The sequence below is a fragment of the Agrobacterium sp. ST15.16.024 genome (assembly GCF_027956545.1).
GTDB classification, from domain to species: Bacteria; Pseudomonadota; Alphaproteobacteria; order Rhizobiales; family Rhizobiaceae; genus Agrobacterium; species Agrobacterium cucumeris.
This window is the reverse complement of record NZ_JAQKGO010000001.1, coordinates 586,552-611,224: the sequence shown is the minus strand read 5'-3', so window position 1 is coordinate 611,224 and position 24,673 is coordinate 586,552. Positions and strand designations below refer to the sequence as shown.

The 24,673-nt window shown below is 60.6% G+C and carries 27 protein-coding genes; 13 read left to right on the top strand and 14 right to left on the bottom strand.

The genetic code is table 11. The features are described from left to right. Positions 1-49 precede the first annotated feature (49 nt). From PL640_RS02935 to PL640_RS02925, 3 genes are all read right to left on the bottom strand, one after another. Positions 50-976, bottom strand: a complete 927-nt coding sequence (locus tag PL640_RS02935; RefSeq protein ID WP_271360748.1) for a patatin-like phospholipase family protein — start codon at positions 974-976, stop codon at positions 50-52. Between the two features lie 86 nt (positions 977-1,062). Beyond that, the gene (gene rsmD / locus PL640_RS02930) at positions 1,063-1,620 is read right to left on the bottom strand and encodes a 16S rRNA (guanine(966)-N(2))-methyltransferase RsmD (protein ID WP_142839173.1); all 558 of its coding nucleotides are present in this window, start codon (positions 1,618-1,620) and stop codon (positions 1,063-1,065) included. Next, a complete protein-coding gene (locus tag PL640_RS02925; protein ID WP_271360747.1) occupies positions 1,601-3,604 on the bottom strand; it encodes a pseudouridine synthase in 2,004 nt (667 codons plus the stop codon). Before PL640_RS02925 ends, rsmD begins: the two co-directional genes overlap by 20 nt. 71 nt (positions 3,605-3,675) lie before the next feature. Between PL640_RS02925 and PL640_RS02920 the strand changes: the two genes are divergently transcribed. After that, the gene (locus PL640_RS02920) at positions 3,676-4,134 is read left to right on the top strand and encodes a nucleoside deaminase (protein WP_271360746.1); all 459 of its coding nucleotides are present in this window, start codon (positions 3,676-3,678) and stop codon (positions 4,132-4,134) included. Positions 4,135-4,195: 61 nt separating this feature from the next. Here PL640_RS02920 and PL640_RS02915 read toward each other — a convergent pair whose 3' ends face one another. The 4 genes from PL640_RS02915 to PL640_RS02900 form a co-directional block, all read right to left on the bottom strand. Next, entirely contained in the window at positions 4,196-4,840 is a 645-nt protein-coding gene (locus PL640_RS02915; protein WP_161991135.1) for a hypothetical protein, read from the bottom strand. A 198-nt stretch (positions 4,841-5,038) separates the two neighbouring features. Further along, the gene (ileS, locus tag PL640_RS02910; RefSeq protein ID WP_271360745.1) at positions 5,039-7,942 is read right to left on the bottom strand and encodes an isoleucine--tRNA ligase; all 2,904 of its coding nucleotides are present in this window, start codon (positions 7,940-7,942) and stop codon (positions 5,039-5,041) included. Positions 7,943-8,223: 281 nt separating this feature from the next. After that, positions 8,224-9,204 (bottom strand): bifunctional riboflavin kinase/FAD synthetase, encoded by a 981-nt coding sequence (locus PL640_RS02905; protein ID WP_271360744.1) that lies wholly within the window; start codon positions 9,202-9,204, stop codon positions 8,224-8,226. Between the two features lie 43 nt (positions 9,205-9,247). Continuing rightward, positions 9,248-10,096 (bottom strand): TIGR01459 family HAD-type hydrolase, encoded by an 849-nt coding sequence (locus tag PL640_RS02900; RefSeq protein ID WP_142839168.1) that lies wholly within the window; start codon positions 10,094-10,096, stop codon positions 9,248-9,250. Here PL640_RS02900 and PL640_RS02895 point away from each other — a divergent pair. The 5 genes from PL640_RS02895 (at position 10,088) to PL640_RS02875 (ending at position 14,120) form a co-directional block, all read left to right on the top strand. Next, the gene (locus PL640_RS02895; RefSeq protein ID WP_269698595.1) at positions 10,088-10,216 is read left to right on the top strand and encodes a hypothetical protein; all 129 of its coding nucleotides are present in this window, start codon (positions 10,088-10,090) and stop codon (positions 10,214-10,216) included. The genes PL640_RS02900 and PL640_RS02895 overlap by 9 nt on opposite strands. A gap of 251 nt (positions 10,217-10,467) precedes the next feature. After that, entirely contained in the window at positions 10,468-10,764 is a 297-nt protein-coding gene (groES, locus tag PL640_RS02890; protein WP_271360743.1) for a co-chaperone GroES, read from the top strand. Positions 10,765-10,837: 73 nt separating this feature from the next. Then, entirely contained in the window at positions 10,838-12,472 is a 1,635-nt protein-coding gene (gene groL / locus PL640_RS02885; protein WP_046800686.1) for a chaperonin GroEL, read from the top strand. 611 nt (positions 12,473-13,083) lie between these two features. Then, positions 13,084-13,518 (top strand): hypothetical protein, encoded by a 435-nt coding sequence (locus PL640_RS02880; RefSeq protein ID WP_271360742.1) that lies wholly within the window; start codon positions 13,084-13,086, stop codon positions 13,516-13,518. Positions 13,519-13,673: 155 nt separating this feature from the next. Beyond that, complete coding sequence (locus PL640_RS02875) at positions 13,674-14,120, top strand: DoxX family protein (RefSeq protein ID WP_271360740.1); 447 nt, start codon at positions 13,674-13,676, stop codon at positions 14,118-14,120. Between the two features lie 64 nt (positions 14,121-14,184). Here the strand turns inward: PL640_RS02875 and hisG are convergent, their stop codons facing one another. From hisG to hisS, 4 genes are read right to left on the bottom strand one after another with little or no spacing between them, the layout of a single operon-like run. Next, positions 14,185-14,877, bottom strand: coding sequence for an ATP phosphoribosyltransferase (hisG, locus tag PL640_RS02870; protein WP_271360739.1), 693 nt, complete (start codon positions 14,875-14,877; stop codon positions 14,185-14,187). After that, on the bottom strand, positions 14,874-16,001 hold the full coding sequence (locus PL640_RS02865; protein ID WP_271360738.1) for an ATP phosphoribosyltransferase regulatory subunit: 1,128 nt from the start codon (positions 15,999-16,001) through the stop codon (positions 14,874-14,876). The genes hisG and PL640_RS02865 overlap by 4 nt, the downstream gene beginning before the upstream one ends. Before the next feature lie 16 nt (positions 16,002-16,017). Continuing rightward, a complete protein-coding gene (locus tag PL640_RS02860) occupies positions 16,018-16,386 on the bottom strand; it encodes a VOC family protein (RefSeq protein WP_271360737.1) in 369 nt (122 codons plus the stop codon). Positions 16,387-16,390: 4 nt separating this feature from the next. Further along, a complete protein-coding gene (gene hisS / locus PL640_RS02855; RefSeq protein ID WP_271360736.1) occupies positions 16,391-17,914 on the bottom strand; it encodes a histidine--tRNA ligase in 1,524 nt (507 codons plus the stop codon). A 156-nt stretch (positions 17,915-18,070) separates the two neighbouring features. Between hisS and relB the strand changes: the two genes are divergently transcribed. Genes relB through copM form a run of 5 tightly spaced genes read left to right on the top strand, consistent with a single transcriptional unit; the run spans position 18,071 to position 20,201 of the window. Continuing rightward, entirely contained in the window at positions 18,071-18,298 is a 228-nt protein-coding gene (relB, locus tag PL640_RS02850) for a type II toxin-antitoxin system RelB family antitoxin (protein WP_271360735.1), read from the top strand. Next, on the top strand, positions 18,282-18,551 hold the full coding sequence (locus PL640_RS02845; protein ID WP_271360734.1) for a type II toxin-antitoxin system RelE family toxin: 270 nt from the start codon (positions 18,282-18,284) through the stop codon (positions 18,549-18,551). The genes relB and PL640_RS02845 overlap by 17 nt, the downstream gene beginning before the upstream one ends. A 6-nt stretch (positions 18,552-18,557) precedes the next feature. Beyond that, positions 18,558-19,322, top strand: a complete 765-nt coding sequence (locus tag PL640_RS02840) for a hypothetical protein (RefSeq protein ID WP_271360733.1) — start codon at positions 18,558-18,560, stop codon at positions 19,320-19,322. A 41-nt stretch (positions 19,323-19,363) separates the two neighbouring features. Beyond that, entirely contained in the window at positions 19,364-19,768 is a 405-nt protein-coding gene (locus tag PL640_RS02835; protein WP_271360732.1) for a hypothetical protein, read from the top strand. A 58-nt stretch (positions 19,769-19,826) separates the two neighbouring features. Beyond that, positions 19,827-20,201, top strand: a complete 375-nt coding sequence (gene copM / locus PL640_RS02830; protein WP_271360731.1) for a CopM family metallochaperone — start codon at positions 19,827-19,829, stop codon at positions 20,199-20,201. A 230-nt stretch (positions 20,202-20,431) separates the two neighbouring features. Here copM and PL640_RS02825 read toward each other — a convergent pair whose 3' ends face one another. Beyond that, the gene (locus PL640_RS02825) at positions 20,432-21,349 is read right to left on the bottom strand and encodes a LysR substrate-binding domain-containing protein (RefSeq protein WP_271360730.1); all 918 of its coding nucleotides are present in this window, start codon (positions 21,347-21,349) and stop codon (positions 20,432-20,434) included. 81 nt (positions 21,350-21,430) lie between these two features. Here PL640_RS02825 and PL640_RS02820 point away from each other — a divergent pair, with 81 nt between their 5' ends. Continuing rightward, positions 21,431-22,474: a YeiH family protein gene (locus tag PL640_RS02820; RefSeq protein ID WP_262516616.1), complete on the top strand. Its 1,044-nt coding sequence runs from the start codon at positions 21,431-21,433 to the stop codon at positions 22,472-22,474. Between the two features lie 10 nt (positions 22,475-22,484). Here PL640_RS02820 and PL640_RS02815 read toward each other — a convergent pair whose 3' ends face one another. Both PL640_RS02815 and PL640_RS02810 read right to left on the bottom strand, forming a co-directional pair. Continuing rightward, positions 22,485-22,928 (bottom strand): hypothetical protein, encoded by a 444-nt coding sequence (locus PL640_RS02815; RefSeq protein WP_271360729.1) that lies wholly within the window; start codon positions 22,926-22,928, stop codon positions 22,485-22,487. Continuing rightward, entirely contained in the window at positions 22,925-23,554 is a 630-nt protein-coding gene (locus PL640_RS02810) for a DNA-3-methyladenine glycosylase I (protein WP_271360728.1), read from the bottom strand. The genes PL640_RS02815 and PL640_RS02810 overlap by 4 nt, the downstream gene beginning before the upstream one ends. Before the next feature lie 237 nt (positions 23,555-23,791). Here PL640_RS02810 and PL640_RS02805 point away from each other — a divergent pair, with 237 nt between their 5' ends. Next, the gene (locus PL640_RS02805) at positions 23,792-24,568 is read left to right on the top strand and encodes a L,D-transpeptidase (RefSeq protein ID WP_142839154.1); all 777 of its coding nucleotides are present in this window, start codon (positions 23,792-23,794) and stop codon (positions 24,566-24,568) included. Positions 24,569-24,673 lie beyond the last annotated feature (105 nt).

Genomic DNA, 24,673 nt, shown 5'->3' with positions numbered 1-24,673 from the left:
GAAGAAACACGTGACACCCGCTCACTCCCGAATACTCACGGCGTAGCGCTCAGGCCTCCACGCCCTGCCCGCGATGAAACAGCTCCACCTGCATTTCGATCTGCCGTTTCAGATCGTCCTTGATGCTGGCGGAGGCATTCAGAACCTCTTCGGACTTCAGGAAATCCAGCACGCCGAAACGGTGGACGGGCGGGCGCAGGAAGATATGAGGCGGGCGTAATCTGAGTTTCAGGGCAATCGCCGCCTGCATCATCAGCTGGCTGGCGCCGAACAGGCTGTCCAGACGGTTCGGCATGGTGGTGCCGTCTCCTTCCGGGCCGCCAACCACATCGACGCCGATGACGATATCGGCCTTATCCAGCAGATGTTCATAGGGGACAGGATTGAAGATGCCGCCATCGATCATGATGCGGCCATCGATACGCACCGGCATGAACAACGCCGGAATGGCAGCGGACGCCGCCAGCGCCTGGATGATCTCGCCGCTTTCCACCACCACTTCGGTCTGGGCGTAATAATCCGTCGTGATCACCTTCAATGGGATGGCAAGTTCCGAAAAATCCTTCGGCAAGGCCTGCGGCATCAGGGCGTGCAGGATAAGTTCGAGATTGAACTGCCCGAGGCGAAAACCGTCGACCGCATGGCGCATCGATGCGGGCCCAAGGCTCCAGAGCCGGTTTGCCACCGAGCCCTTCCGCCCCATGAGCTCAAGCGTGTATTCGCGGATTTCCCGGCCGCTCATGCCGGCCGCCATGCCCGCGCCGATGATGGAGCCGATGGAGGAGCCGGACAACGCCACCGGCCGGATGCCGAGTTCGTCGAAGGCCTCGACGACATTGATGTGGCAGATGCCACGCGCGCCACCACCGCCAAGCGCCAGTCCGAATGTCGGCTCATGGCCACCCGCGCCGCCGCCTTCGAGGACATCCTCCCCGGCACGCAAGATCGTGACACTCTCGTTTACACCCTGGTCCATGCGAATATCCAAATTCTTTTCGCAGAAAAAATCCTGCCTATTGCGCAAACAAGACAAGACCGTGGCGTGACGGGAAGGCCTTCCCGTCAGGGTTCGTAGCGGTAGAAATGCATTTTCGTGTCGCCGAAGATACGGCTTTCGAGCAGTTTGAACGCCGCATCGACGGTTATCGCAACATCGCCGCGCTCTTCCAGAATGGCGAGCGCGCCGGGTGTCAGCCAGCCGCCGGCGTGGGCTGCGGCAAAAGCCTTTTCGCCATGGCCCTGCCCATAGGGCGGATCGGCGAAGAGCAGATCGAAGGGCTCGATATTGTTGACTCCGCCCAGCTTGGTGGCGTCACGCCGCAGGATGCGGGCACGGCCGTGCAACCCCAGCGCATCGATGTTCTCCCAGAGCAGCCCCCTGCCCTCGACGCCATTTTCGACGAAGAGCGCCACACGACAGCCGCGCGACAGGGCTTCCAGCCCAACCGCCCCGGTTCCGGCGAAAACATCCAGAACGCGCGTACCGTCAAGACTTTCCGGATAGGCATGGCTCAGAATGTTGAAGAGGCTTTCCCGCGTCCTGTCGATGGTCGGACGAATGGAATTTGTTTTCGGCGCGGCCAGATTCCGGCCGCGGAACTCACCGCCTACGATCCGCATTACGTGTCATTCCCCTGCCACCAGAAGGTTTGCCACCCGGGCCTTTGCCACCCGGCTTGCCGCCGCCGGGGCCATTACCACCGGGGCCTTTACCTTTACCCGAAAAACCCGAACGTTCGCCACGCTCGCCCGATTTGCCAAAGGACGGCTTGCCCGATGCGGGCCTGCCGCCTGGCTTTCCGCCCCGCGGCTTGTCGCCGAAAGGCCGCTCGCCGCGTGGACGATCGCTGCCGGAACGATCCCCCTCTTCGCGGGGCTTGTCACGGAACGGACGTTCGCTGAATGGCTTTTCACCACGCGCAGTACGATCGCCAAAACTCTTCTCGCCACGCGGACGGTCGCTGCGTGGGCGATCACCATCTTCGCGAGGCCGGTCGCGGAACGGCCGATCACCGAAGGGTTTGTCGCCGCGCGCGGGACGATCACCGAAGCTCTTTGCGCCGCTGCGTGCAGGACGATCGCCACGCGGGCGGTCGCCATCTTCGCGGGGACGATCCCGGAAAGGCCGGTCGCCGGACGGTTTACCACCAAAGGGTTTGCCGCCGCGTCCACCGCGATCGCCAAAGCTCTTTTCACCGCGTGCCGGGCGTTCGCCGCGGCCGTGGCCACGATCATCCTCACGGGTGGGTTCGGAGCGGATCCATTCACCTTCGTCGTCGGCATGGCGCACGACGCTGCGGCGCGCCTCTTCCTGGGCGGATGGCTTCTTGAACAGGTTTTCGGCTTCGGCACGGGCGGACGACTTGCGCTCCTTGCCGTCACGCGTTGGCCTTGCGCCGGGCGCCATCCAGACATTGGCCGTCCGGTTCGTGCCCGCCGGCTGGCGGGGGCTGCGGCGCTCTTCGCCATCATCCTCGTTGCGGCCCTTGCCACCGAATTTCCCGGCAGGCTTTGCGCCGAACTTGCCCGCAGGCTTGTCGCCACGTTTGGTGTCCAGACGTCCGAGCGCCTTTTCGCGGCGGTCTTCCGGCTTTCCGGCTGCCTTGTCGAAACGCGGCCTGCCTTCCGGCGCATCGCTCTTTGCCCATTCGGACTTGGCGCGTTTGGCCGGAGCTTCGTCCTCATCATCGACGGATGTATTGTAGATCGGCGCGTCGAAATTGGCACCGGCCTCTTCGATGAGGCGCGGGCCGAGCTGATCGCGCAGCATACGGCCGCGCACTTCCAGCACCTTGCCCTCGGGCAGATCACCAAGCTGGAACGGACCATAGGAGATACGGATCAGGCGGTTGACCTCGAGACCAAGCGCGCCGAGCACGTTCTTGATTTCGCGGTTCTTGCCTTCGCGCAGACCCATGGTGATCCAGACATTGTGGCCCTGGGTACGGTCGAGCGTCGCGTCGATCGCGCCGTAAAGCACACCGTCGACGGCAATGCCGTCCTTCAGCTTGTCGAGTGCGGCCTGATCAACCTCACCATGGGCGCGCACGCGGTAACGGCGCAGCCAGCCGGTGGTCGGCAATTCCAGCACCCGGGAAAGGCCGCCGTCATTGGTCAGCAGCAGCAGGCCTTCGGTGTTGATATCGAGACGGCCGATGGAGAGCACGCGCGGCAATTCACCCGGCAGATTGTCGAAAACGGTCGGGCGACCTTCCGGGTCGGAGTTGGTCGTCACCAGGCCGGCGGGCTTGTGGTAAAGCCACAGGCGCGTGCGCTCGGCACCGCGAATCGGCATGCCGTCCACTTCGATCTTGTCCGAAAGCGTGGCGTTGACCACCGGGCTATCCAGCTTGACGCCGTTCAGCGACACGCGGCCTTCCATGATCATGCGCTCGACATCGCGGCGCGAAGCGACGCCAGCGCGCGCCATGATCTTGGAAATACGCTCGGGCTTGGTGCCGAGGACGGCTTCCTGCGCCGGCGCAGCCTTGGCTTCCGCCGGTTTCTTTTCGCGCTCTGCAGCGGGTTTGCCGGGGCCTTTCGGCTTGTTGTCGCGGCTAAATGTCTTGCCGCCGTCACGCTTCGGCTTGTCTTTAAAAGTCATTTGCTGTTTGCCTGTTGTTTGGGCTGTCCTATCAGGTCCAAGCACAAGGGTTAAGAGGAAATTGAAACGCAATGGCCGAAAGGACGCATTTCATGGAACTGGCGCTTTCGGAAGCCCGTGCCGCGGCTGAGCGGCAGGAGGTTCCGATCGGTGCCGTGCTGGTTCTGGACGGCCGGGTCATTGCCAGTTCCGGCAATCGCACCCGTGAATTGAACGATGTGACGGCGCACGCCGAAATCGCCGTGATCCGCATGGCATGCGAGGCGCTGGGACAGGAACGCCTGCCCGGTGCCGATCTTTACGTAACGCTGGAGCCCTGCACCATGTGCGCGGCGGCGATCTCATTTGCTCGCATTCGCCGTCTCTATTACGGCGCGCAGGACCCGAAGGGCGGCGCGGTGGAGAGTGGCGTGCGCTTCTTCAGCCAACCGACATGCCACCATGCGCCGGATGTTTATTCGGGACTGGCGGAAAGCGAAAGTGCTGACATTCTGCGGCAGTTCTTTCGCGACAAACGTCGCGAGGATTGAGCGGCGAGCGGGAAAGACAAAACTCCCCGCCAGCCATCAGCCGTTTTTTACTGGCCAGTTTTTACTGGAAAGGGTTCCACCAGCTCTTGCCGGTGTTTGCCACGGCCGCTTCTTTCTTGCGGCGCTTTTCCTTCTTCTGTTCCGGCTCGCCAAGATCGGTCAGCTGATCCTGCGGAACACTGCGATATTCAGCCGGCGGATCGGTGAGGAACCGGCGCTGGGCGTTGACGACAGAGCCGCCCTGGGCATCGGCCTTGGCCTTGCGGAAGGCTTCCCACTTCTGGCTTTCGGTCATCTGACCGGCCGTGCCGTTGCCGGCAAGCAGTGGCGAGCGGTAATGCGGGTTGTTCTTGTTGGCATCCGCTTCGTCGCGCAGGCGTTCGCGGGTTTCTTCCGGCGATTCGACCCATTGCGGATTGGATTCGCGGTTGGCCATGTTCTGCTGCGGCGAGGCCAGCTGTTCGGCACGGGACTGGGCCGGAACCACGAGGCCGGGGCGCGGGCTGTATTTAAGGTTGCGCTTTTCCTGGTCGTTGCCGGTGATCGAGGTCGCGTTGCCGAGATCGTCGACAAGCTGTTCCGCCGCCGTCTTGCCTGTACCGTAGGTCGGGCTGGTGCAGGCGCCGAGCAACACGCCTATAGCGGTGATGCCAACAACCGTGCGAAACATGCCCAAACCCTGCGCATTACCCTGCATCATATTCATTGAACCCTTCCAGCCGTCCGTCCCACTTTGCCAGACATCGTCTTTCGGCAGGCAGCAGCCCGCATTGCCGTGCAAATCCGGCCATTTTCAGGCAGGTGTACCGGATGAAGAGGCAAAGCGCAATTCATCCGGTTATTTTCCTCGCACACCGGCCCGAAACCGAAATCGGTTTCGAAAAGAACGATGCGCAGCTTGAAATCATGCCAGGGCGGCAAGCTCGCGCAGCGCCGCCGCATCGCGGGCCGATACGTCAGGATATTGCGGATCGGAGCCGACATCGGTGGTGATGCGCCAGGAGCGGGCGCATTTTGCACCTTCCGCCAGCTTCTGTTCGACCACGACCTTCGCCACTTCCGGCAGACGGAAGCCATCGGCCGGACCTTCATCGCCCACCACCGAGATGGCCGAGGTGATGCAGATTTCGGCGAAATCCTGCCCCTTCAGCGCCGCCAGAAGATCGGCATCGGCGATGTGCACGACGGGAGCAGCCTCGAGCGAAGAGCCGATGCGCTTTTCACGGCGCTCGACTTCCAGGGCGCCGGTCACGACCGTGCGAACCTTGCGGATCTTGTCCCACTTGGCTTCAAGAGCATCATTCTTCCATTCCGCCGGGATTGCCGGGAACTGGACGAGATGCACCGATTCCGCATCCGGATAACGCGACAGCCACGCTTCTTCCGTCGTGAAGGGCAGCATGGGCGCCAGCCAGGACACGAGGCAGTCGAACAGCTTGGCGATGACGGACAGCGAGGCCCGGCGCTTCAGCGACGACGGCGCGTCGCAATAAAGCGTGTCCTTGCGGATGTCGAAATAGAAGGCCGAAAGCTCGACGTTCGAGAAATCGACCAATGCGCGGGCGATCTTCTTGAATTCGAAACCGTCATAACCTTCGCGCACGACCTTATCCAGATCGGACAGGCGGTGCAGCACCAGCTTTTCCAGCTCCGGCAGATCGTCATAGGCGATCTCCTCGCCCTCATAATGGGCGAGCGTGCCGAGCATCCAGCGGATGGTGTTGCGCAGCTTGCGGTAGGCATCGACATTTGTCTGGATGATGGCCTTGCCGAGGCGCTGGTCATCCCAGTAGTCCGTTGTCATGACCCACAGGCGCAGGATATCGGCGCCGGCGTCCTTCATGACTTCCTGCGGCGAGACCACGTTGCCCTTGGACTTCGACATCTTCTCGCCCTTCTCATCCATGGTGAAACCATGGGTGACAACGGCGTTGTAAGGCGCACGGCCGCGTGTCGCGCAGCTTTCCAGCAGCGACGAATGGAACCAGCCGCGATGCTGGTCGGAGCCTTCGAGATAGACGTCCGCCGGCCACTTCATGTCCGGACGGTCTTCCAGCGTGAAGGTGTGGGTGCAGCCGCTATCGAACCACACGTCGAGGATATCCATGACCTGCAGCCACTTGTCGTGGTCGTGGTCATTACCGAGGAACCGTTGCTTGGCGCCTTCAGCGAACCAGGCGTCAGCGCCCTCGGCCTCGAAGGCCTCGAGGATGCGGGCGTTGACGGCTTCATCGACCAGAACTTCACCCTTTTCGTCGGCGAAAACGGCGATCGGCACGCCCCAGCTGCGCTGGCGCGACAGAACCCAGTCGGGACGACCTTCGATCATGGCGCGCAGGCGGTTCTGACCGGAGGCCGGAACGAAGCGGGTCTGGTCGATGGCGTCAAGCGAACGCGAACGCAGCGTCGTGCCGTCGCCCAGTTCCTTGTCCATATAGACGAACCATTGCGGCGTGTTGCGGAAGATGACCGGCTTCTTGGAGCGCCAGCTATGCGGATAGCTGTGCTTGAGGCGGCCACGGGCAAACAGGTTATTGGCAGCGATCAGCGCCTTGATGACACGGTCGTTGGCATCGCCCTTCTTGCCGTTATCATCCATGACGCGGGCAGCGCCGCCCTCGGCCGACGGGCCGAAACCGGGAGCGTCTTCGGTGTAGAAACCGTCATCGCCAACCGGGAACGGGATGGCCGACGAAACGCCACGCGCTTCCAGCTCGCGCTGGTGCGCGGTCCAGACATCAAAGTCCTCACGGCCATGGCTCGGCGCGGTGTGAACGAAACCCGTACCGGCATCATCGGTGACATGATCGCCATCGAGAAGCGGAACCGGGAAATCGTAGCCGAGCGACGCCAGCGGATGCGCGCAGATGATGGCGGCCAGTTCTTCGGTTTTCACATCGCGAACAAGCTTGAAGGTCAGCTTCGCCTTGGCCGCTGCCTCATCGGCAAGCTTCTTGGCGAAGATCAGCTTTTCACCCGGCTGCGGGCCAAAATCGTTCTGCGCGCTTTCGACTTCGAACAGGCCGTATTCGACCCGCGAAGAAAACGCGATGGCGCGGTTGCCGGGGATGGTCCACGGCGTCGTTGTCCAGATGACGACGGAGACGTCGGAAAGACCGGGAACCGCATCCTTGACCGGGAATTTCACCCAGATCATGTCGCTCTCGACATCCGCATATTCGACTTCGGCTTCCGCCAGCGCCGTGCGTTCGACCACCGACCACATGATCGGCTTCGAGCCACGATAGAGCTGGCCGGTGCGGGCGATTTTCAGCAACTCGCCGGCGATGCGCGCTTCGGCGTGGAAGTTCATCGTCGTGTAGGGGTTTTCGAAGTCGCCCTCGATGCCGAGACGCTTGAACTCTTCCGACTGCACCTTGATCCAGCCGGCCGCAAACTCACGGCACTCCTTGCGGAATTCGTTGACCGGAACCTCGTCCTTGTTCTTGCCCTTGGCGCGATAGGCTTCCTCGATCTTCCATTCGATTGGCAGGCCGTGGCAATCCCAGCCCGGCACGTAATTGGCGTCGTAACCGCGCATCTGGAACGAGCGGGTGATGACGTCTTTCAGGATCTTGTTCAGCGCGTGGCCGATGTGGATGTTGCCGTTGGCATAGGGCGGGCCGTCATGCAGCACGAATTTTTCGCGGCCGGCGGCGGAGGCGCGCAGGCGCTTGTAAAGGCCCATCTCCTGCCAGCGCTTCACCGTTTCCGGTTCTTTTTGCGGCAGGCCGGCGCGCATCGGAAAATCCGTCTGCGGCAGATAGAGGGTGGCGGAATAGTCGAGTTTTTCTGCGGTGTCGCTCATAATCGTACCGTTGTTGCGCGCCGTGTCGGTCGCGCCGTCTCAATTCAAAACAGGGCAAATACGGAAAGCGCCATGACAAATGTCATGACAAGCGCCAAAATCCCGGACCTTCCGGCTCGTCAGAGCGGGCGGAAAGCCGGGCCAATAATTCGGCCAATCTGAGTTTTAAACATCAACCGGTATTGGGACATGGCGGATTGTTTATGCGGTTTTCCAGTAAAAAGGAAGAGAAAAGCGACAGCAACCGGGGCCGGAATTAAGGGTCGGTCGACCCTTTCAGCTCAAAAGGCAATCTTGGCGTCCAGTTCGCTCAACGGCCGCACGCCTGACAGCATTGCCCTTGCCTCTTCCTCGTCGCGCCTGATCTGCGCCACCAGCGGTTCGAGACCATCAAATTTCAGCTCGTCGCGCAGATGGCCGAAGAAGGATACCGAACAGACTTCGCCGTAGAGATCTCCCGAAAAATCGAAGACGAATGTTTCAAGCAGGGCCGCGCCGTTTTCCGTGACGGTCGGGCGGTAACCGAAGCTTGCGACGCCATCACGGATCGAACCATCGGGACGGCGGAACCGCACGGCATAGATGCCCGCCTTCAGTTCCGTCTCCGGTGCCAGCGCCATGTTGGCGGTGGGATAACCCAGTGTGCGCCCGAGCTTCTTGCCGTCTATCACTTCACTTTCAACGGTGAAACGATAGCCAAGCAGTCCGGCAGCGCCCGCCACATCGCCCTCGCACAGAAGCGAGCGGATACGGCTGGAGGAGACGACATCGGCACCTTCGTCGCGGAAGGCGTCCACCAGCGTCACATCGAAATCGTGGCGCTTGCCGGCGGCCATCAGGAATGCCGGACCACCTTCGCGGCCCTTGCCGAAATGGAAATCGAAACCGGTGACGACGGCGCTGGCGCCCAGCCAGTCGACCAGAATGGATTGAACGAATTCTTCTGCCGAACGCTGCGAAAATTCCCGGTCGAACGGATATTCGATGACGGAGCGGAAGCCGATGGCCTCGAGAATGCGCGCCTTCAAAGGCGCGGGCGTGAGGCGGAAGACGGGCGTATCAGGACGGAAGACGGAACGGGGATGCGGTTCAAAGGTCAGAACCAGCGCGGGCACGCCACGGGCTTCCGCCAGTTCCAGTGCCCGGTCCAGCACGGCGCGGTGGCCGCGATGCACGCCGTCGAAATTGCCGATCGCGATGACGCCGCCGCGAAGATTGTCCGGCAGCGGCTCCTTTTTTTCATTGCGATGAAAGACGGTCATGGCATTCGATCCATTGTTTTCGCCAGCTTAGGCCAGATGTTTCTCAGGCAAGGCGGGGCATCCACCAGCCTGGAGCGGCGCCCTGCCCCTTGAGATAGGCATTCAGCAGCGCCTCGTCCGTCTGGCCGTTCAGCGTATATTCGGCGGCGTGAATTCCGCCGCTGATATAAAGAAGGTTGAGACCGCTCGCAATCGCGCCCTTCACATCTGTCGGCATGCCGTCACCGATAGCGAGCACGCGATCCTTGGCGAAGGTGCCGCGAACTTCCCTGGCCGCCGCAAGGCAGGCTTCATAGATCGGCGTGTGCGGCTTGCCGGCAATGCGGACTTCGCCGCCGAGCTGTTCATAATAGGCGGCCATGGCGCCGGCGCAGGGAATGATGCGCTCGCCGCGCTCCACCACCAGATCGGGATTGGCGCAGATCATCGGGGCTTTACGGGCGATGAAGCCCTTCAACATTTCGGTGTAATCCTCGGGCGTTTCCGTCTCGTCATCGAAGAAACCGGTGCAGACAACGGATTGCGCCTCCGTCTCGCCCACCCGTTCGACATCGAGGCCTTCCAGCAAGGGCATGTCCCGCTCCGGGCCAAGCAGGAAGACTTTTTTCGGGCCTTCCGCAATCAGCCCGCGGGTGACATCGCCGGAGGTGATGATGCGGTCATAGGCTTCATCCGGCACGCCGAGAACACGCAGCTGGGCGATAACGCCGGGAGCCGGGCGCGGGGAATTGGTGATGAGAACCACCGTCTTTCCGGCCTTGCGCGCGTCCTGAAGCGCAACTGCGGCATCCGGGAACGCGTTGACGCCATTGTGCAGCACGCCCCATACATCCGAGAGAATAACGTCGAACCCATCAGTGATTTCGCCGAGGGTGAGAATGCGATGGGCCATGAGAATGCTTTCCGGATGCGAGAAAAGGGTGTGCGTGACATGGCAAAGCAGGACGCCGATGGCAAGGAAAAAAGCGGTGTCGAGCCTGCCTGCAATCCACCCGCCACCGTGCGGACATAAAACCCAGCTAGGCCCGAAACAATGAGGCGTTGCCAAAAGGGTTGGTTTTCACCCGCCGGTCAGCGCCTGGGAAATTTCTGTCATGGAACGCTGATAACCATAAGCCATGAAATTTTTCCGACGGGCCGTTCTTGACTCAGGCAGAAGGCCTCCTTATCTCGGCTTCGCTGGCACTCAAACAAGAAGAGTGCTAACACCCATCACGCGAGCCTCTGAAGGTTCGTGAAGTCATTTGATCGAGGGATTAGGCAATGACAAGCACCAATTTCCGCCCGCTTCACGATCGCGTCGTCGTTCGTCGCGTTGAATCCGAAGCCAAGACCAAGGGCGGCATCATCATTCCCGATACCGCCAAGGAAAAGCCGCAGGAAGGCGAAGTCGTCGCCGTCGGTTCCGGCGCACGCGATGAGTCCGGCAAGGTCGTCGCTCTCGACGTCAAGGCTGGCGACCGCGTTCTGTTCGGCAAGTGGTCGGGCACCGAAGTCAAGCTCAACGGCGAAGACCTTCTGATCATGAAGGAAGCCGACATCATGGGCATCATCGGCTGATCTGGCCGAACCCGTCCTTCCTTAAATTTCAAGCCGGACCCGTTCCGGCCATTCGAAACCAGGAGTTTTGAACATGGCAGCCAAAGAAGTAAAATTCGGCCGCACAGCGCGCGAAAAGATGCTCAAGGGCGTCGACGTTCTTGCTGATGCAGTGAAGGTAACCCTCGGCCCGAAGGGTCGTAACGTCGTTATCGACAAGTCCTTCGGCGCTCCGCGCATCACCAAGGACGGCGTTTCCGTCGCCAAGGAAATCGAACTGGAAGACAAGTTCGAGAACATGGGCGCACAGCTCGTTCGCGAAGTTGCCTCCAAGACCAACGACATCGCCGGTGACGGCACCACCACCGCAACGGTTCTGGCCCAGGCCATCGTTCGCGAAGGTGCAAAGGCAGTTGCTGCCGGCATGAACCCGATGGACCTGAAGCGCGGCATCGATCTCGCCGTTGCTGAAGTCGTCAAGGACCTTCAGGCCAAGGCCAAGAAGATCAACACCTCGGAAGAAGTTGCACAGGTCGGCACGATCTCTGCAAACGGCGAACGTCAGATCGGTCTCGACATTGCTGAAGCAATGCAGAAGGTTGGCAACGAAGGCGTCATCACCGTCGAAGAAGCCAAGACCGCTGAAACCGAACTCGAAGTCGTCGAAGGCATGCAGTTCGACCGCGGCTACCTGTCGCCCTACTTCGTGACCAACCCGGAAAAGATGGTTGCGGATCTCGAAGACGCCTACATCCTCCTGCACGAAAAGAAGCTCTCGAACCTTCAGGCCATGCTGCCGGTTCTCGAAGCTGTCGTTCAGACCGGCAAGCCGCTCGTCATCATCGCTGAAGACGTCGAAGGCGAAGCTCTTGCAACGCTCGTCGTCAACAAGCTGCGTGGCGGCCTCAAGATCGCTGCGGTCAAGGCTCCGGGCTTCGGCGACCGCCGCAAGGCCATGCTGGAAGACATCGCCATCCTGACCGGTGGTACCGTCATTTCCGAAGACCTCGGCATCAAGCTCGAAAACGTTACCCTCGACATGCTCGGCAAGTCGAAGAAGGTTTCGATCTCCAAGGAAAACACCACGATCGTTGACGGCGCCGGCCAGAAGTCCGACATCGAAGGTCGTGTTGCCCAGATCAAGGCCCAGATCGAAGAAACCACTTCCGACTACGACCGCGAGAAGCTGCAGGAACGTCTTGCCAAGCTCGCTGGCGGCGTTGCCGTTATCCGCGTTGGCGGTTCGACGGAAGTCGAAGTAAAGGAAAAGAAGGACCGCATCGACGACGCTCTCAACGCGACGCGCGCTGCCGTTCAAGAAGGCATCGTACCGGGCGGCGGCGTTGCCCTGCTGCGTTCTTCCACGAAGATCTCCGCCAAGGGCGAGAACGACGACCAGGAAGCCGGCATCAACATCGTGCGCAAGGCTCTGCAGGCTCTGGTTCGCCAGATCGCAGAAAACGCCGGTGACGAAGCTTCCATCGTTGTTGGCAAGATCCTTGACAAGAACGAAGACAACTACGGCTACAACGCCCAGACCGGCGAATATGGCGACCTGATCCAGCTCGGCATCGTCGACCCGGTCAAGGTTGTTCGCACGGCTCTGCAGAACGCAGCTTCGGTTGCTTCCCTGCTGATCACCACCGAAGCCATGATCGCTGAACTTCCGAAGAAGGAAGCTGCGATGCCGGCAATGCCGGGCGGCGGCATGGGCGGCATGGACTTCTAATCAGTCCTGTCACTGAAATTAAGAAAGGGCGGTCTTCGGATCGCCCTTTTTTCGTTGCCGCCCATGCCTTTTAGAAAGCCCGGCGTCGCGAGCGCACCGGACGGGCGGCATGGACTTCCAATCAGTCCCGGCCTTCGGATCGCTCTCTTCCCTTGAAATTTCATAGGAAAGACTGTCATGCGGGATGGTATAATATCTTCTCGCGCGGGATGTCCGGCACTGGCTCAAAATATTGTCTCTTTTTGAGACAGCGGCTAATTTAGCCGAATTATTTTCCATGGCCCATGCAATAATCGGACATCAAGAAGGCGAATCACCATCGCTGACAGACCGGATTTCCGCTTCATCAAGCCTATAAGTGCGACGATTAGTTGTCTTTTTTCATATATTTCGCGATTACGATGAAGGAATACATAATATTTTTGATTTTCTCACTAAGCGGTTGTTGTAGGTGGAAGAAAATAAACTATAAGTCACCCCCCATAAGGGTGCCGCGACTGGATGCACGCATTGAAGGGGTTTCAATGCCTGGCAAAACGTTCGACTGCGGATGGCGGTGAAAATTCGACCTGGCGGCGAAGCTCGGAAACAGCGGCGCCGGCACGATGTTCATGCGGGGGCGCGATTTGTTCGAAATATCAAGACGCAACGATGCTCTGCCTATGGCCGCGGCGACCATGCCCGATCCGCGAACCCTGTCGCATTTCTTCATTTCAGAAGAATGGAACAGTGATCTTTCGAGCGGCGTCCTCCGGCTTGGTGAACACGCGTCTTTCATGCACGGCCTGCCGCCGGGCGAATGTGGTCTGCTCAGTCTGATCCGCCGTTATGATCGCGGCGACCATGCCCGTGTGCTGGAGCTTTTCGAGCAGGCTTCCACCGCAGCCTCACGTTTCTGTTTTTCGACCGGCGTCTCCATCCTGCCCACAATGCGGCAGCCGGTCATCTGCATGGGCGAATCCTCCGGTTTCGAAGAGGGTCAGCAGGGCCGGATTTCCGGGCTGTTCCTGTTTCCGCGTTTCGAAGATATTCGCTTCGCCGCCTAAACAGTAACATCACGCGACTGAGCTTCGTTCACAAAATGAAGACAATTTGTCTTCTATTGTTCATCTTTATGGGCGGATGAATTTCGGCCATTGATATTTCCAGACATTGCCTTGCAGCTAACCGGCGAAACGCCGATCATCTACCGGAGATATCCATGACCAGCAGCCAGAACGTTCTCGTTCTCATCGCCCGCATTCTGCTTTCCTTCATTTTCATCTATTCCGGCTTCGGCAAGCTTACCGATGCCTCCAGCACCTCCGGCATGATTGCCGGTGCAGGCCTGCCCGCCGCCGCAATACTAGCCTATCTCGCAGGTCTCTTCGAACTCCTGGCCGGCCTTGCCATCCTCGCCGGCTTCCAGACGAAGATCGCCGCCTGGGCGCTTGCCGCCTTCTGCGTCTTCACCGGCCTGGTTTTCCACAGCGGCACCGTTGCCGTTCCCGGCTGGCCTGACCCGGCTCTCGGCTGGATCAATGCACTGAACGGCATCATGCTGATGAAGAACATCACCCTTGCCGGCGCTTACATCCTGCTCGCCGCCTTCGGCCCGGGCGCCTATTCCGTCGACGCCAAGCGCGGCGCGGCTTTGGCCCACGCCTGAGCCGAATAAAACAACCAACAAAAAAGCCGCCGGAGCGATCCGGCGGCTTTTTTTGTTTTCAATCTCAGAGCGCCGCTTTTATGCGCGAGGCAATCTCGTGAACCGCCGCATCATTCTCATGCTCCGGTTTACGGGCGCGGACGAAACAGGCTTCCGAGCGAACGATGATGCCGTCCGAGAGGATTTTCAGATGGTTGGCCTTGAGCGTCGAGCCGGTGGAGGTGATATCGACAATGATATCCGCCTGGCCTGCAGCCGGGGCGCCTTCGGTGGCGCCAAGACTTTCGACGATGCGGTAAAGCTGGATGCCATGCTGGCGCGAAAAGAACTGCTGCGTCAGCCGCCAGTATTTGGTGGCGATCGCCAGTCTCCGGCCATGCCGGGCGCGGAACTCAGACGCCACGTCGCCAAGATCGGCCATGCTGTCCACATCCAGCCAGATTTCCGGCACCGCGACCACGACGTCGGCATGGCCGAAACCGAGGCGGGCGCAGAATTCCACCTGCGCATCGGCGTTGGTCAGCCCCTCGCGCACAAGGTCCTCACCCGTGACACCGAAATCCACCGTGCCAGCGCCGATTTCGCGGGCGATTTCCGAGGCCGACAGGTAGGCGATCTCGATATCCTCGCGTCCTTCGATGCGGCCGCGATAGGAGCGGTCATTGCCGACAGGCGCGACTTTCAACCCGGCGCGTTCCAGAACGGCAGAGGCATCTTCTTTCATCCGGCCCTTGGAGGGCAATGCGATGGTGATCATGGCTTATCGCTCCCGCGCACCGCTTCGATGCGATCCAGCCAGAGCGAAAAGCCCACGGCCGGGATTTTTTCCTGCGCGCCGAGCAGCGTCAGCAACCGGTCGAAACGGCCACCACCGGCCAGCACGCTATCACCGCCCGCTTCCACCACCTCGAAGACAAGGCCGGTGTAATAATCGAGTGGACGACCGAAGGCCGCGCCATAGGTGACGGTTTGGAGATCAACGCCGGCATTGGCGAGCGCCGCGACACGTTTGTCGAAAGCGGAGAGCGCGCCGTCGAGCTTCAGCTTCGCCTTTGCGGCAAAATCGCCAAGGACCTGCGAGGCCTGCGGCAAGGGTGCCTGAAGGGCCAGGAACTGTTTTAGCAGCTCGAAACTCTCATCCGGCAGCCGCGTTGCCGCGAGCGCCAGTTTCTCCCGCAGACGGCGGGCGATTTCCTGCGGCGAGCGGCTGGCATTGGTGGAATAACCCGTCTCCTGCATCACCGTATCGAGATAATCGACCAGCACAGTCTCGTCACCCGTCGCCAGCAGGCCGGCGACGCGGGCGTCAAGCCCCGTCATGGGCTTGGGATGCACGAGGCTTTCCAGCAGCGCGTCCAGCTGCGCCATGTCGCCAAAGGCCTGCACCAGCCGCTTTTGCCAGCCGAGCGGCAGACCGAGGGCGGCAACCACCGCCTCGAACACCTGCTGGTCGCCCAGCGTGACTGCAAGCGAGCGGCCCGGCAGAAGGCGCTGCAGAATGCCTGTCGCATCGATGACGGCACGAGCATCGGCGGCGGCGATATCGGTATCGCCGAGATCCTCGATACCGGCCTGATAAAACTCGTTGGCACCCTCACGACGCTGGCGGAAGACTTCACCGAGATAGGAGTAACGCTTCGGCGTACCAGTCGCCGTCTCGATATGACGCAGGCAGACCGGAATGGTGAATTCGGGGCGCAGGCACAGGCTTGTCCCCGTTTCGCTCTCCGTCATGAAGATACGGCGGCGCAGATCCTCGCCGGCCATATCCAGAAAGGGTTCGGCGGGCTGGATGACCGGCGTGTTCACACGGCTCGTGCGGCGCGCGGCGAATTCTTCCAGTAGCTCTCCGGAAAATTCCGGCATGTCGATCAGGGGCATGGAACGGTACTTTTCGTCACGGTTCGAGCGGCTGCATCATTTCGATGCGGTTTCCGAAGGGATCATGGACATAAAACCGGTGATACCCTTCAAGCGGCTCATCCTCAACCACATGGCAGCCTGCTGTTTCAAGTGTTTTTCGCAAGGCAGCCAGATCGTCGACCAGAAAGGCCGGATGGGCCTTGCGCGCCGGCAAGAAATCCTGCTCGACGCCGAGGTGCAGTTTTATCGGGCCGCAGGTGAACCAGCAGCCGCCGCGCACGGCCAGATTGGCAGGTTTTGCCTGCTCCGTAAAACCCAGCAGGCCGCCATAGAAAGCGCGCGCCTCTTCTTCGCGGCCCGCCGGCATCGCCAGTTGAACATGGTCGAGCGCGAGGATCGCCATGGCCTCAGCGCCCTTCGGCGGCGCGGCGAACGTCCTCTGCCTGATGCTCAAGAATCTCCCGGACCTTCGCCACCACTTCAGCCTCCGGCACGCTGACCTGCGCCACACGCGCCTCGCGCCAGCTGGCATTGTCCTCGATCTCGCCGGAGAGGCGCTTGCCTTCGATCAGATCCTTGATCTGCACCACGCCTTCGGCGCGCTCGTCACCGCCCTGGATGATGGCGATGGGGGAGCCGAGGCGGTCGGCATATTTCAGCTGGTTGCCGAATTTCTTCCAGTTGCCCTGGTACATTTCGGCGCGGATGCCCTCGGCGCGCAGCGCCTGGGTGAAGCGCTGGTAACGGCCCATGCTTTCCACATCGCCATCCATGACGGTGATGAGAACCGGAGCAAGCGGCTTGACCTGACCGAGCTTGCCAAGGTTCTTGAGCGCCGTCATCAGGCGCGAGACGCCGATGGAGAAGCCGGTCGCCGGAACCGGCTGGCCCATGAAGCGCGAAACGAGGCCATCATAACGACCGCCGCCGCCGACCGAGCCGAACACGACCTTTTCGCCCTTTTCATTGGTGACATCGAAGGTCAGTTCGGCCTCATAGACCGGGCCGGTGTAATATTCGAGACCACGCACGACGGAAGGATCAATCTTGATGCGCGTCGCATCGTAACCGGCACTGGTGACCAAGGCGCCAATGATGTTCAGTTCATCAACGCCTTCCCCGCCTTTCGAGGTGCCCGCCACGAGTTTCGCCAGATCGTCGGCGCTTGCCGCATAATCCTTGATGCCGACGAAAAACAGCACTTTTTCGATCTGTTCGTCGCCAAGACCTGCACCCTTGGTAAAATCGCCGGACTCGTCCTTGCGGCCAGGGCCGAGCAGCAGCTTCACGCCCTCAGGGCCGAACTTGTCGAGCTTGTCGATGGCGCGCAGCACGTTGAGGCGGCGGCCGGCATTGTCTTCGCCACCGAGACCGATGGCTTCCATGACGCCATCGAGCACCTTGCGGTTATTGACGCGAATGACATAGTCACCCCGCGCAATGCCCAGTGCTTCCAGCGTATCGGACATCATCATGCACATTTCGGCATCCGCCTGCACGCCGGCAGCGCCCACCGTATCGGCATCGAACTGCATGAACTGCCGGAAGCGGCCGGGGCCGGGCTTTTCATTGCGGAAGACGTAACCGGCGCGATAGGTGCGGTATGGCAGCTGGATTTCGTTGAAGTTTTCCGCGACATGACGGGCGAGCGGCGCGGTCAGATCGTAGCGCAGGCTCATCCACTGGTCGTCATCATCCTGCAGCGAAAAAACGCCTTCATTCGGACGGTCGCTGTCCGGCAGGAACTTGCCGAGCGCATCGGTATATTCGAACTGCGGCGTTTCGATCGGATCGAAACCATAAAGCTCATATACCCTGCGGATCTTCTCGATCATCTCATTGGTGGCATGGATATCGGCAGCCGAGCGGTCCACGAAGCCACGCGGCAGGCGGGCTTTCAGTTTCTGAGGCTTTTTTGCTTTTTCGCTCATGATGCCGATCCGATATTTTCCTGAAATTATGCCGGTGTATTAGAGGATGAAGCCCGGTGCGGCAAGCCGCAAAGGCTTTGGTTTTACTGGCAGCGCAGGCCAAGCGATGCTATATGGGATGCATGTATCCCATTTTAGTCGGAAAGGACGCAAGCAATGAGCAAACAGACGGCCATTCGCCTGCCGGATGAGACCTATGAGCGGCTGAAAGCGCTTTCCGAACGCACCGGCCGCACCTCCGCCTATTACATTCGCGAGGCGATCGAGAAGCATATCGACGATATGGAAGATCTTTATCTCGCCGAAGAGGCGACGCGGCGCATCCAGCGCGGTGAATCAAAGGTGATAAGCGCCGAGGAATTCTGGCGTGATCTGGACAATTGAATACGATGTTCTTGTTCAGAAAGAGATGCGGAAAATCGATCCGCGGACCCGTCAGCGTATCCGCGCTTTCCTTCAAGAGAGAGTAGCGGCGCTCGACAATCCCCGGCAGACAGGTGCTGCCCTGCAAGGCTCCGAACTCGGCAATTATTGGCGTTACCGGGTAGGCGATTATCGCATCATCTGCGATATACAGGACCACAAGCTCGTCGTGCTGGTGGTCGAAATCGGTCATCGCCGTGAAATCTACCGTTAGGCATCCATGATCCTCGAAGCCCTGCAATATGCCGCCACCCGCGCGGTTACGCCGAAAGAATTCCGGCCGCATATCCGCTATTCCGTCAACCTGTGGGCACGCGCCAACCGCTGCGCCAGGGCATGGGCGGAGCATGAGGACAACAGCCGGCAATTCGTGCTGCAATCCGCCCGAAAGCTGCGACAAAAGCGGACGGCAGTGGTGTTGGGATCGGGCCTGCTGCGCGATGTGCCCTATGGTGCGCTGGTGGCGATGTTCGATACCGTCGTTCTGGTTGATCTGGTGCATCTCGCCAGCGTGCAGGCAAAACTGCGCCTCAATGCCAAAAAGAACGTCCGCATCGCCAACCGCGATCTTTCCGGTTTTGACGACGTTCTCGCCGGCCGACAGGCGGAACCGCTCGATTTCCTGCGGCGGGTGCCCTATCTCGATCTCGTCGTTTCAGCCAATCTCCTGTCGCAGATCGGCACCGGCGCGCACCACCGGCTGGAGCGCGAGAAGATCACGAATGCGCCGGATGATCTGCTGGCGAAACTCATTCAGACGCATCTCGATGCGCTGGCCGGGCTGCCCTGCAAGGCCTGCCTGGTAACGGACACATCCTTCGATGTCATCGGCAGGGATGGCAGCCTGCAGCAGCACGAGGATTTGCTGCATGGCATCGATGTTTCCTCACCCGCCGCCGCGTGGGAATGGCCGCTTGCCCCCTTCGGCGAGGAAAGCAGGGATTACCGCATCATGCATCACGTCATCGCGCGTGAACTCACCTGACCGTCATGCTTATTCCACAATTTTCGCGGTAAATTCGCCCCATGCGCCTGATGATCCGCACTTTGATGTTTCTTGCCTGCCTGCTTTACGGTGCAATGCCGGCGCAGATGGCGATGAGCATGCCGGTGGGCGCGGGCATGGCCGTTTCATCGCAACCCGCGATGAGCCATGACAATGGCCATTCAAACCATACCGGAAATCAGGACATCAATGCCGAGACCCATGGGCAGGATATATCCAAAGCTCATAAATCCGGCATGGGCGATTGCTGCCCACATGGCGATGACGCTGCGCATCCCGGATCCTGCGCTGCCTGCCTGATCGTGGTTCCGCAAACGATCTTCGCCGATGCCGGGCGGATGATCTTCGACTACCCCAAGCCGCAGCGTGGCATTCTCTTTAACGGCAAGGCTTTCGCGCCACCGCTGCCGCCTCCCCGCGCCTGACACCAGATTTTTCCAGTCAATCCATCGAAAAATCCGTCAGACACAGGAAGGATAATCCATGTCTATCAAGACCATCACGCTCGCCGCCGCTTTCGCGGCCGTCTTAGCCATGCCCGTTTTCGCACAGGAAGCGGGCGGTCATGCCGGGCACAGCATGTCCAAGGGTGCCGCAAGCGAAACCGATTCCACCAAGGCTTTCATGGAAGCCAGCAAGAAGATGCATGGCGATATGGCCATCGATTACAGCGGCCATGCCGATGTCGATTTCGTGCGCGGCATGATCCCGCATCATCAGGGCGCAATCGATATGGCCAAGGTCCAGCTCGAATATGGCAAGGACCCGGAAATCCGCAAACTGGCAGAAGAGGTGATCAAGGCGCAGGAAGGCGAAATCGCCATGATGAAGGCCTGGCTGAAATCCAAGGGCAAGTGATTGCTATTGTTGAAGGGGAGCGCCGGCTGCGGCGCTCAACTTTTTCTTCTCCCGCCGGGGAGAAGGTGGCCCGAAGTGTCGGATGAGGGGGCAACGTTGCCGAATATATCTACCCTTGCCCCCTCATCCCGCTGCCGCGACCTTCTCCCCGGCGGGGAGAAGAAACAAGTGGCAGCCTTCCTATCCAACGACAACGTGTGAACGCCGCCCTGCCCGGCTGCGACACTCCATTACAACCCCGCAAGACCGGCCTTGTAGTCCTCCGATGCCGCCCGGCTGAGGCGCTCCAGCTCCATGGCCGCGCGGCTGGTGTGGCGTTCCTTGTGGCGCAAAAGGGCAAAGTTGCGGGCGGGCAGATCGATGCCCGAACGGACCAGCAAACCCTGCCGCAAAAACAGTGACGCGACCGAGGCGGAAACTGCCGTCGCGGCCCCGCCGGAACGCGCCGCCATCACCACCGCCTCGTTGGACGGTAATTCCAGCATGACGGACAGATCGCCCGGCTCGACGCCCATTTGCCGCACCGCCGCTTCAAAGGCGGAGCGCGTGCCGGAGCCCTGCTCGCGCAGAACCCAGGATGTCCCGTAGAGCATATCGAGTGCTGTGAGATAACGGCCATCGGCAAAGGGATGGGCAGAGCCGGTGACGACCAGAAGCTTGTCGGACACGACGGGCTGCACCAGCAATGTCGGCTCATCGATCCTGCCTTCGATGAAACCGACCTCCGCCAGACCGTCCAGCACCGCCTGCGTGACCGTCTTGGTATTGCCGATATCGAGCCGAACAGTCACGCCGGGATAGAGCTTCTTGAATTGCATCAGGATCGGCGGCAGCCAGTAGCTTGCAATGGTCTGGCTGGCGCAGACGGTGATTTCGCCGCGCGTCAGGCCGCCCATTTCCGAGAGAATCAATTCGGCATTGCGCACACGTGCCAAGGTCGCCTTTGCTTCGCCCAGAAATACCCGGCCGCTTTCGGTCAGTTCGATGTTGCGGCCGACACGATGGAACAGCTCGACATTATAAAACGCCTCGAGATTCTTGATGGCGGAACTGACGGCGGAAGCCGTCAGGCCGATGGCTTCTGCGGCCCTCGTCAGATGTTCCCGTTCGGCGACGGCGATGAAGATGCGGAGTTGTTCAAACGTCATGGCTTTTCATTCGATTTTATCGAATAATATATGCCATATTATTTGATAGAATAAAACAGGCGGCTACGGCATTGTCTGGCCATGGCACAGCATCGCACCCTCACCCATCCTTTTCAGTTTTCCCTTCGTTGGCTCACCCCGCTTCTGCCGGGCATCCTGCTCTGCGCCGCCGTCAGCTGCGCCGCCATTCTGGCCGAGCGTTTTCAGGTGCGGCTGGCCGGCCATGCATGGCTTGGCGATCTGGTGCTGGCCATTCTGATCGGGACGCTTCTGCGGTCGCTGGTGTCGCTGCCGGCGGTCGCTTCGGCCGGCATCAAATTCAGTGCCAAGACCCTGCTCGAAATCGCCGTGGCGCTTCTCGGTGCGTCCCTCAGCCTTGCCATCCTCAAGGGTGCCGGCGGGCTGCTGATCGGCGGCATCGCGCTGATCGTCGCGCTGTCGCTGATCGTCAGCTATGCCGCCGGGCGAATGCTGGGCCTGCCCCCCAAGCTCGCAACGCTGATCGCCTGCGGTAATTCCATCTGCGGTAATTCCGCCATCGCCGCCGCTGCGCCCGCCATTGGTGCGAAGCCGGAAGATGTCGCCGCATCGATTGCCTTCACTGCGGTTCTCGGCGTCGCCGCCGTGCTTTTGATGCCGTTCCTGCCGCAGCTCCTCGGCCTCGATGCCACCCAATATGGCATCTTCGCTGGTCTCACTGTTTATGCCGTGCCGCAGGTTCTGGCCGCCACCGCGCCGCTTGGAGCCGTGGCCGTACAAACCGGCACCATCGTCAAGCTCATCCGCGTGCTGATGCTGGGGCCTGTCATCGCCACGCTTTCCGTCATCCATGGCCAGTCCGGCAAGGGACGCCTGCAGCTGCAGCAGATGGTTCCGTGGTTCATCATCGGCTTTGTGCTGATGATCATGGCCCGTTCCTTCGGACTCATCCCCGAAGTTCTGCTTTCCCCCGTCGCCTCGCTCTCCAACATCCTCACCATCATGTCGATGGCGGCGCTGGGTCTTTCGGTCGATATTCGCAGCCTTCGCCATGCCGGTGGCAAGGTCATTCTCGCGGCCAGCCTGTCGCTGGTGCTGCTGGGTGTTCTCAGTTTCGGCCTGATCGTGCTGACACAGGCGGCCTGAGGGCGCGCCGTTATGTCCCGGTGCTGACCGTCAACGTGTAATGCGCGCCGAGGCCACGGCGCGGCGACCCCAGAATGAGGGTCGGGCGGATCAACCATTCGGTATCCGCCTTCGGCGTCAGCGTGGCGATCTTGCCGCCGGAATCGCTGAAGAAGATCGCATCCTCATCCGGCGTCGAAAAATCGAAGACCGCCATCAGGACGAATTCACTGGAGGCGGCGAGCTCGATCTTCACCGTCTGCCCGGCCTTCACCTTCAGGCGATAGACATCGCCGCGCCCGCGCCGGGTCCAGCCATCCAGCGTCAGCGGTCCGGACGGCGGCAGGGCCACTTCCTTCAGCTTTTCGCCATCATCCAGCCAGATGCCATCGACATTGCGGCTTTCCGCGAATGACGGATGCGGCACGGCGGCCACAGTCATGGTGAAAGCCAGAAGAAGGGACGTTGCCTTCATGGACGTATGAACTCCCGCCGCAGAGCCTCGATCGGCTGGCGGCAATGGCAGCCTTCGATATGGTCGTTGACCATACCCATGGCCTGCATGAATGCATAGACGGTCGTCGGGCCGACGAAGGTCCAGCCCCGCTTCTTCAAATCCCTGGAAAGACGGATAGAGGCGGCGCTGGTGGGGTTGGCCCTTAACGTCGCATAGTCCAGCCTTTGCGGCCTTTCTGCGGCGGCGGGTTCGAAACCCCAGAAATATCGGGCAAGCGAGCCGAATTCGTCCCGCAGTTCCAGAGCGCGGCGGGCATTGTTGATGGTCGATACGATCTTGCCGCGATGGCGGATGATGGCCTTGTCCACAACGCAGCGCTCGATATCGGTTTCGCCGAACTCAGCCACTTTTTCGAATTCGAAATTGGCGAAGGCAAGCCGGAAAGCTTCCCGCTTGCGCAGAACCGTCAGCCAGGAAAGCCCGGACTGGAAACCTTCCAGACAAATCTTCTCGAACAGCCGGCGATCGTCAGTGACGGGATAACCCCATTCCTCATCGTGATATCGGCTGTAATCCTCCAGCCCCTGCTGCCAGAAACACCGCACGCGGCCATCCGCACCGGTTTCAAGTCCCGCTTCACTCATTCCGCAACAACCCTTTTCCGCTCCCGCCGGTGACCGTTGGAAGCTGCGCACTTACCACTCATTCACCACGTTTCAAAACCAGGCGCTAACCTTAAATCCAGCTTTCCCTAATCAAGGGCTTTTTAATGAACAGCCATTTACGATTCGCTGGCGTCGAGGTGCGAACGTGTCCGGCAATGCGGGACAATATTCCCGCCATTTCCATTGTTGCGGCATACCGCAGAGAGAGTCCACCCGATGACGATGAAGTCCGTTTTTCTGGCGCTGAGCCTCGTTTCCACCCTCGCCGTGCCGGCCGCCATGGCCAATGAGCGTTATCGCGAGCGCCCGCCGATCGTCGTCAGCCCGGACCTTTCCGCACCGTGGGTTACGCAGCTGGGTGGCCGCGGCAATGTCCGCCCGGTGGTTTATCCACGCGCGCCTGCCGCACGCCAGCCATTCTTCCAGCAGCGCCAGGTCGCCATGCCCCAGCGCCCCAGCTCCGGCGTCACATCGCAGCGCCCGGCGCGGGTGCAGAACGCCGCCGTGCGACCCAACGCGCCGGTGCGCACGCAGATCGCGCCGCAGTTCCTGCCGCAGATCGTCGCTTACCAGACCAATGAAAAACCCGGCACCATCGTCATCGATACGCCGAACCGCTTTCTCTATCTCGTGCTCGCCGACGGCAAGGCGCGGCGTTATGGCGTCGGCGTCGGCAAGCCCGGCTTCGAATGGGCCGGAACCCATAAGGTGACCCGCAAGGCAGAATGGCCGAGCTGGACCCCGCCGAAGGAAATGATCACCCGCGAGGCGGCCAAGGGACATTACCTGCCGGCCTTCATGGAAGGCGGCCCGGCCAATCCGATGGGCGCACGCGCCATGTATCTCGGCTCCACGCTTTACCGCATTCACGGCACCAACCAGCCCTGGACAATCGGCAGCAACAATTCGTCCGGCTGCATCCGCATGCGCAATGAGGATGTCACCGATCTTTATGAGCGCGTAAACGTCGGAACGCGGGTCATTGTGATATGACGGCAACGGTTGTGCCATTCCGGTCGCTCCATGGCCGGCGTGGCCGCCTATCCGCTTGAATTGCCGCCTTTGCGCGGTACAATCCGGCACAATTCAATCGAACGA

Excerpts from the sequence above, each read along its gene's own strand:
- PL640_RS02935 (WP_271360748.1), bottom strand. The coding sequence starts at position 976 with ATGGACCAGGGTGTAAACGAGAGTGTCACGATCTTGCGTGCCGGGGAG.
- rsmD (WP_142839173.1), bottom strand. The coding sequence starts at position 1,620 with ATGCGGATCGTAGGCGGTGAGTTCCGCGGCCGGAATCTGGCCGCGCCG.
- PL640_RS02925 (WP_271360747.1), bottom strand. The coding sequence starts at position 3,604 with ATGACTTTTAAAGACAAGCCGAAGCGTGACGGCGGCAAGACATTTAGC.
- PL640_RS02920 (WP_271360746.1), top strand. The coding sequence starts at position 3,676 with ATGGCCGAAAGGACGCATTTCATGGAACTGGCGCTTTCGGAAGCCCGT.
- PL640_RS02915 (WP_161991135.1), bottom strand. The coding sequence starts at position 4,840 with ATGAATATGATGCAGGGTAATGCGCAGGGTTTGGGCATGTTTCGCACG.
- ileS (WP_271360745.1), bottom strand. The coding sequence starts at position 7,942 with ATGAGCGACACCGCAGAAAAACTCGACTATTCCGCCACCCTCTATCTG.
- PL640_RS02905 (WP_271360744.1), bottom strand. The coding sequence starts at position 9,204 with ATGACCGTCTTTCATCGCAATGAAAAAAAGGAGCCGCTGCCGGACAAT.
- PL640_RS02895 (WP_269698595.1), top strand. The coding sequence starts at position 10,088 with ATGGGCCATGAGAATGCTTTCCGGATGCGAGAAAAGGGTGTGCGTGAC.
- PL640_RS02900 (WP_142839168.1), bottom strand. The coding sequence starts at position 10,096 with ATGGCCCATCGCATTCTCACCCTCGGCGAAATCACTGATGGGTTCGAC.
- groES (WP_271360743.1), top strand. The coding sequence starts at position 10,468 with ATGACAAGCACCAATTTCCGCCCGCTTCACGATCGCGTCGTCGTTCGT.
- groL (WP_046800686.1), top strand. The coding sequence starts at position 10,838 with ATGGCAGCCAAAGAAGTAAAATTCGGCCGCACAGCGCGCGAAAAGATG.
- PL640_RS02880 (WP_271360742.1), top strand. The coding sequence starts at position 13,084 with ATGCGGGGGCGCGATTTGTTCGAAATATCAAGACGCAACGATGCTCTG.
- PL640_RS02875 (WP_271360740.1), top strand. The coding sequence starts at position 13,674 with ATGACCAGCAGCCAGAACGTTCTCGTTCTCATCGCCCGCATTCTGCTT.
- hisG (WP_271360739.1), bottom strand. The coding sequence starts at position 14,877 with ATGATCACCATCGCATTGCCCTCCAAGGGCCGGATGAAAGAAGATGCC.
- PL640_RS02865 (WP_271360738.1), bottom strand. The coding sequence starts at position 16,001 with ATGCCCCTGATCGACATGCCGGAATTTTCCGGAGAGCTACTGGAAGAA.
- PL640_RS02860 (WP_271360737.1), bottom strand. The coding sequence starts at position 16,386 with ATGGCGATCCTCGCGCTCGACCATGTTCAACTGGCGATGCCGGCGGGC.
- hisS (WP_271360736.1), bottom strand. The coding sequence starts at position 17,914 with ATGAGCGAAAAAGCAAAAAAGCCTCAGAAACTGAAAGCCCGCCTGCCG.
- relB (WP_271360735.1), top strand. The coding sequence starts at position 18,071 with ATGAGCAAACAGACGGCCATTCGCCTGCCGGATGAGACCTATGAGCGG.
- PL640_RS02840 (WP_271360733.1), top strand. The coding sequence starts at position 18,558 with ATGATCCTCGAAGCCCTGCAATATGCCGCCACCCGCGCGGTTACGCCG.
- PL640_RS02835 (WP_271360732.1), top strand. The coding sequence starts at position 19,364 with ATGCGCCTGATGATCCGCACTTTGATGTTTCTTGCCTGCCTGCTTTAC.
- copM (WP_271360731.1), top strand. The coding sequence starts at position 19,827 with ATGTCTATCAAGACCATCACGCTCGCCGCCGCTTTCGCGGCCGTCTTA.
- PL640_RS02825 (WP_271360730.1), bottom strand. The coding sequence starts at position 21,349 with ATGACGTTTGAACAACTCCGCATCTTCATCGCCGTCGCCGAACGGGAA.
- PL640_RS02820 (WP_262516616.1), top strand. The coding sequence starts at position 21,431 with ATGGCACAGCATCGCACCCTCACCCATCCTTTTCAGTTTTCCCTTCGT.
- PL640_RS02815 (WP_271360729.1), bottom strand. The coding sequence starts at position 22,928 with ATGAAGGCAACGTCCCTTCTTCTGGCTTTCACCATGACTGTGGCCGCC.
- PL640_RS02810 (WP_271360728.1), bottom strand. The coding sequence starts at position 23,554 with ATGAGTGAAGCGGGACTTGAAACCGGTGCGGATGGCCGCGTGCGGTGT.
- PL640_RS02805 (WP_142839154.1), top strand. The coding sequence starts at position 23,792 with ATGACGATGAAGTCCGTTTTTCTGGCGCTGAGCCTCGTTTCCACCCTC.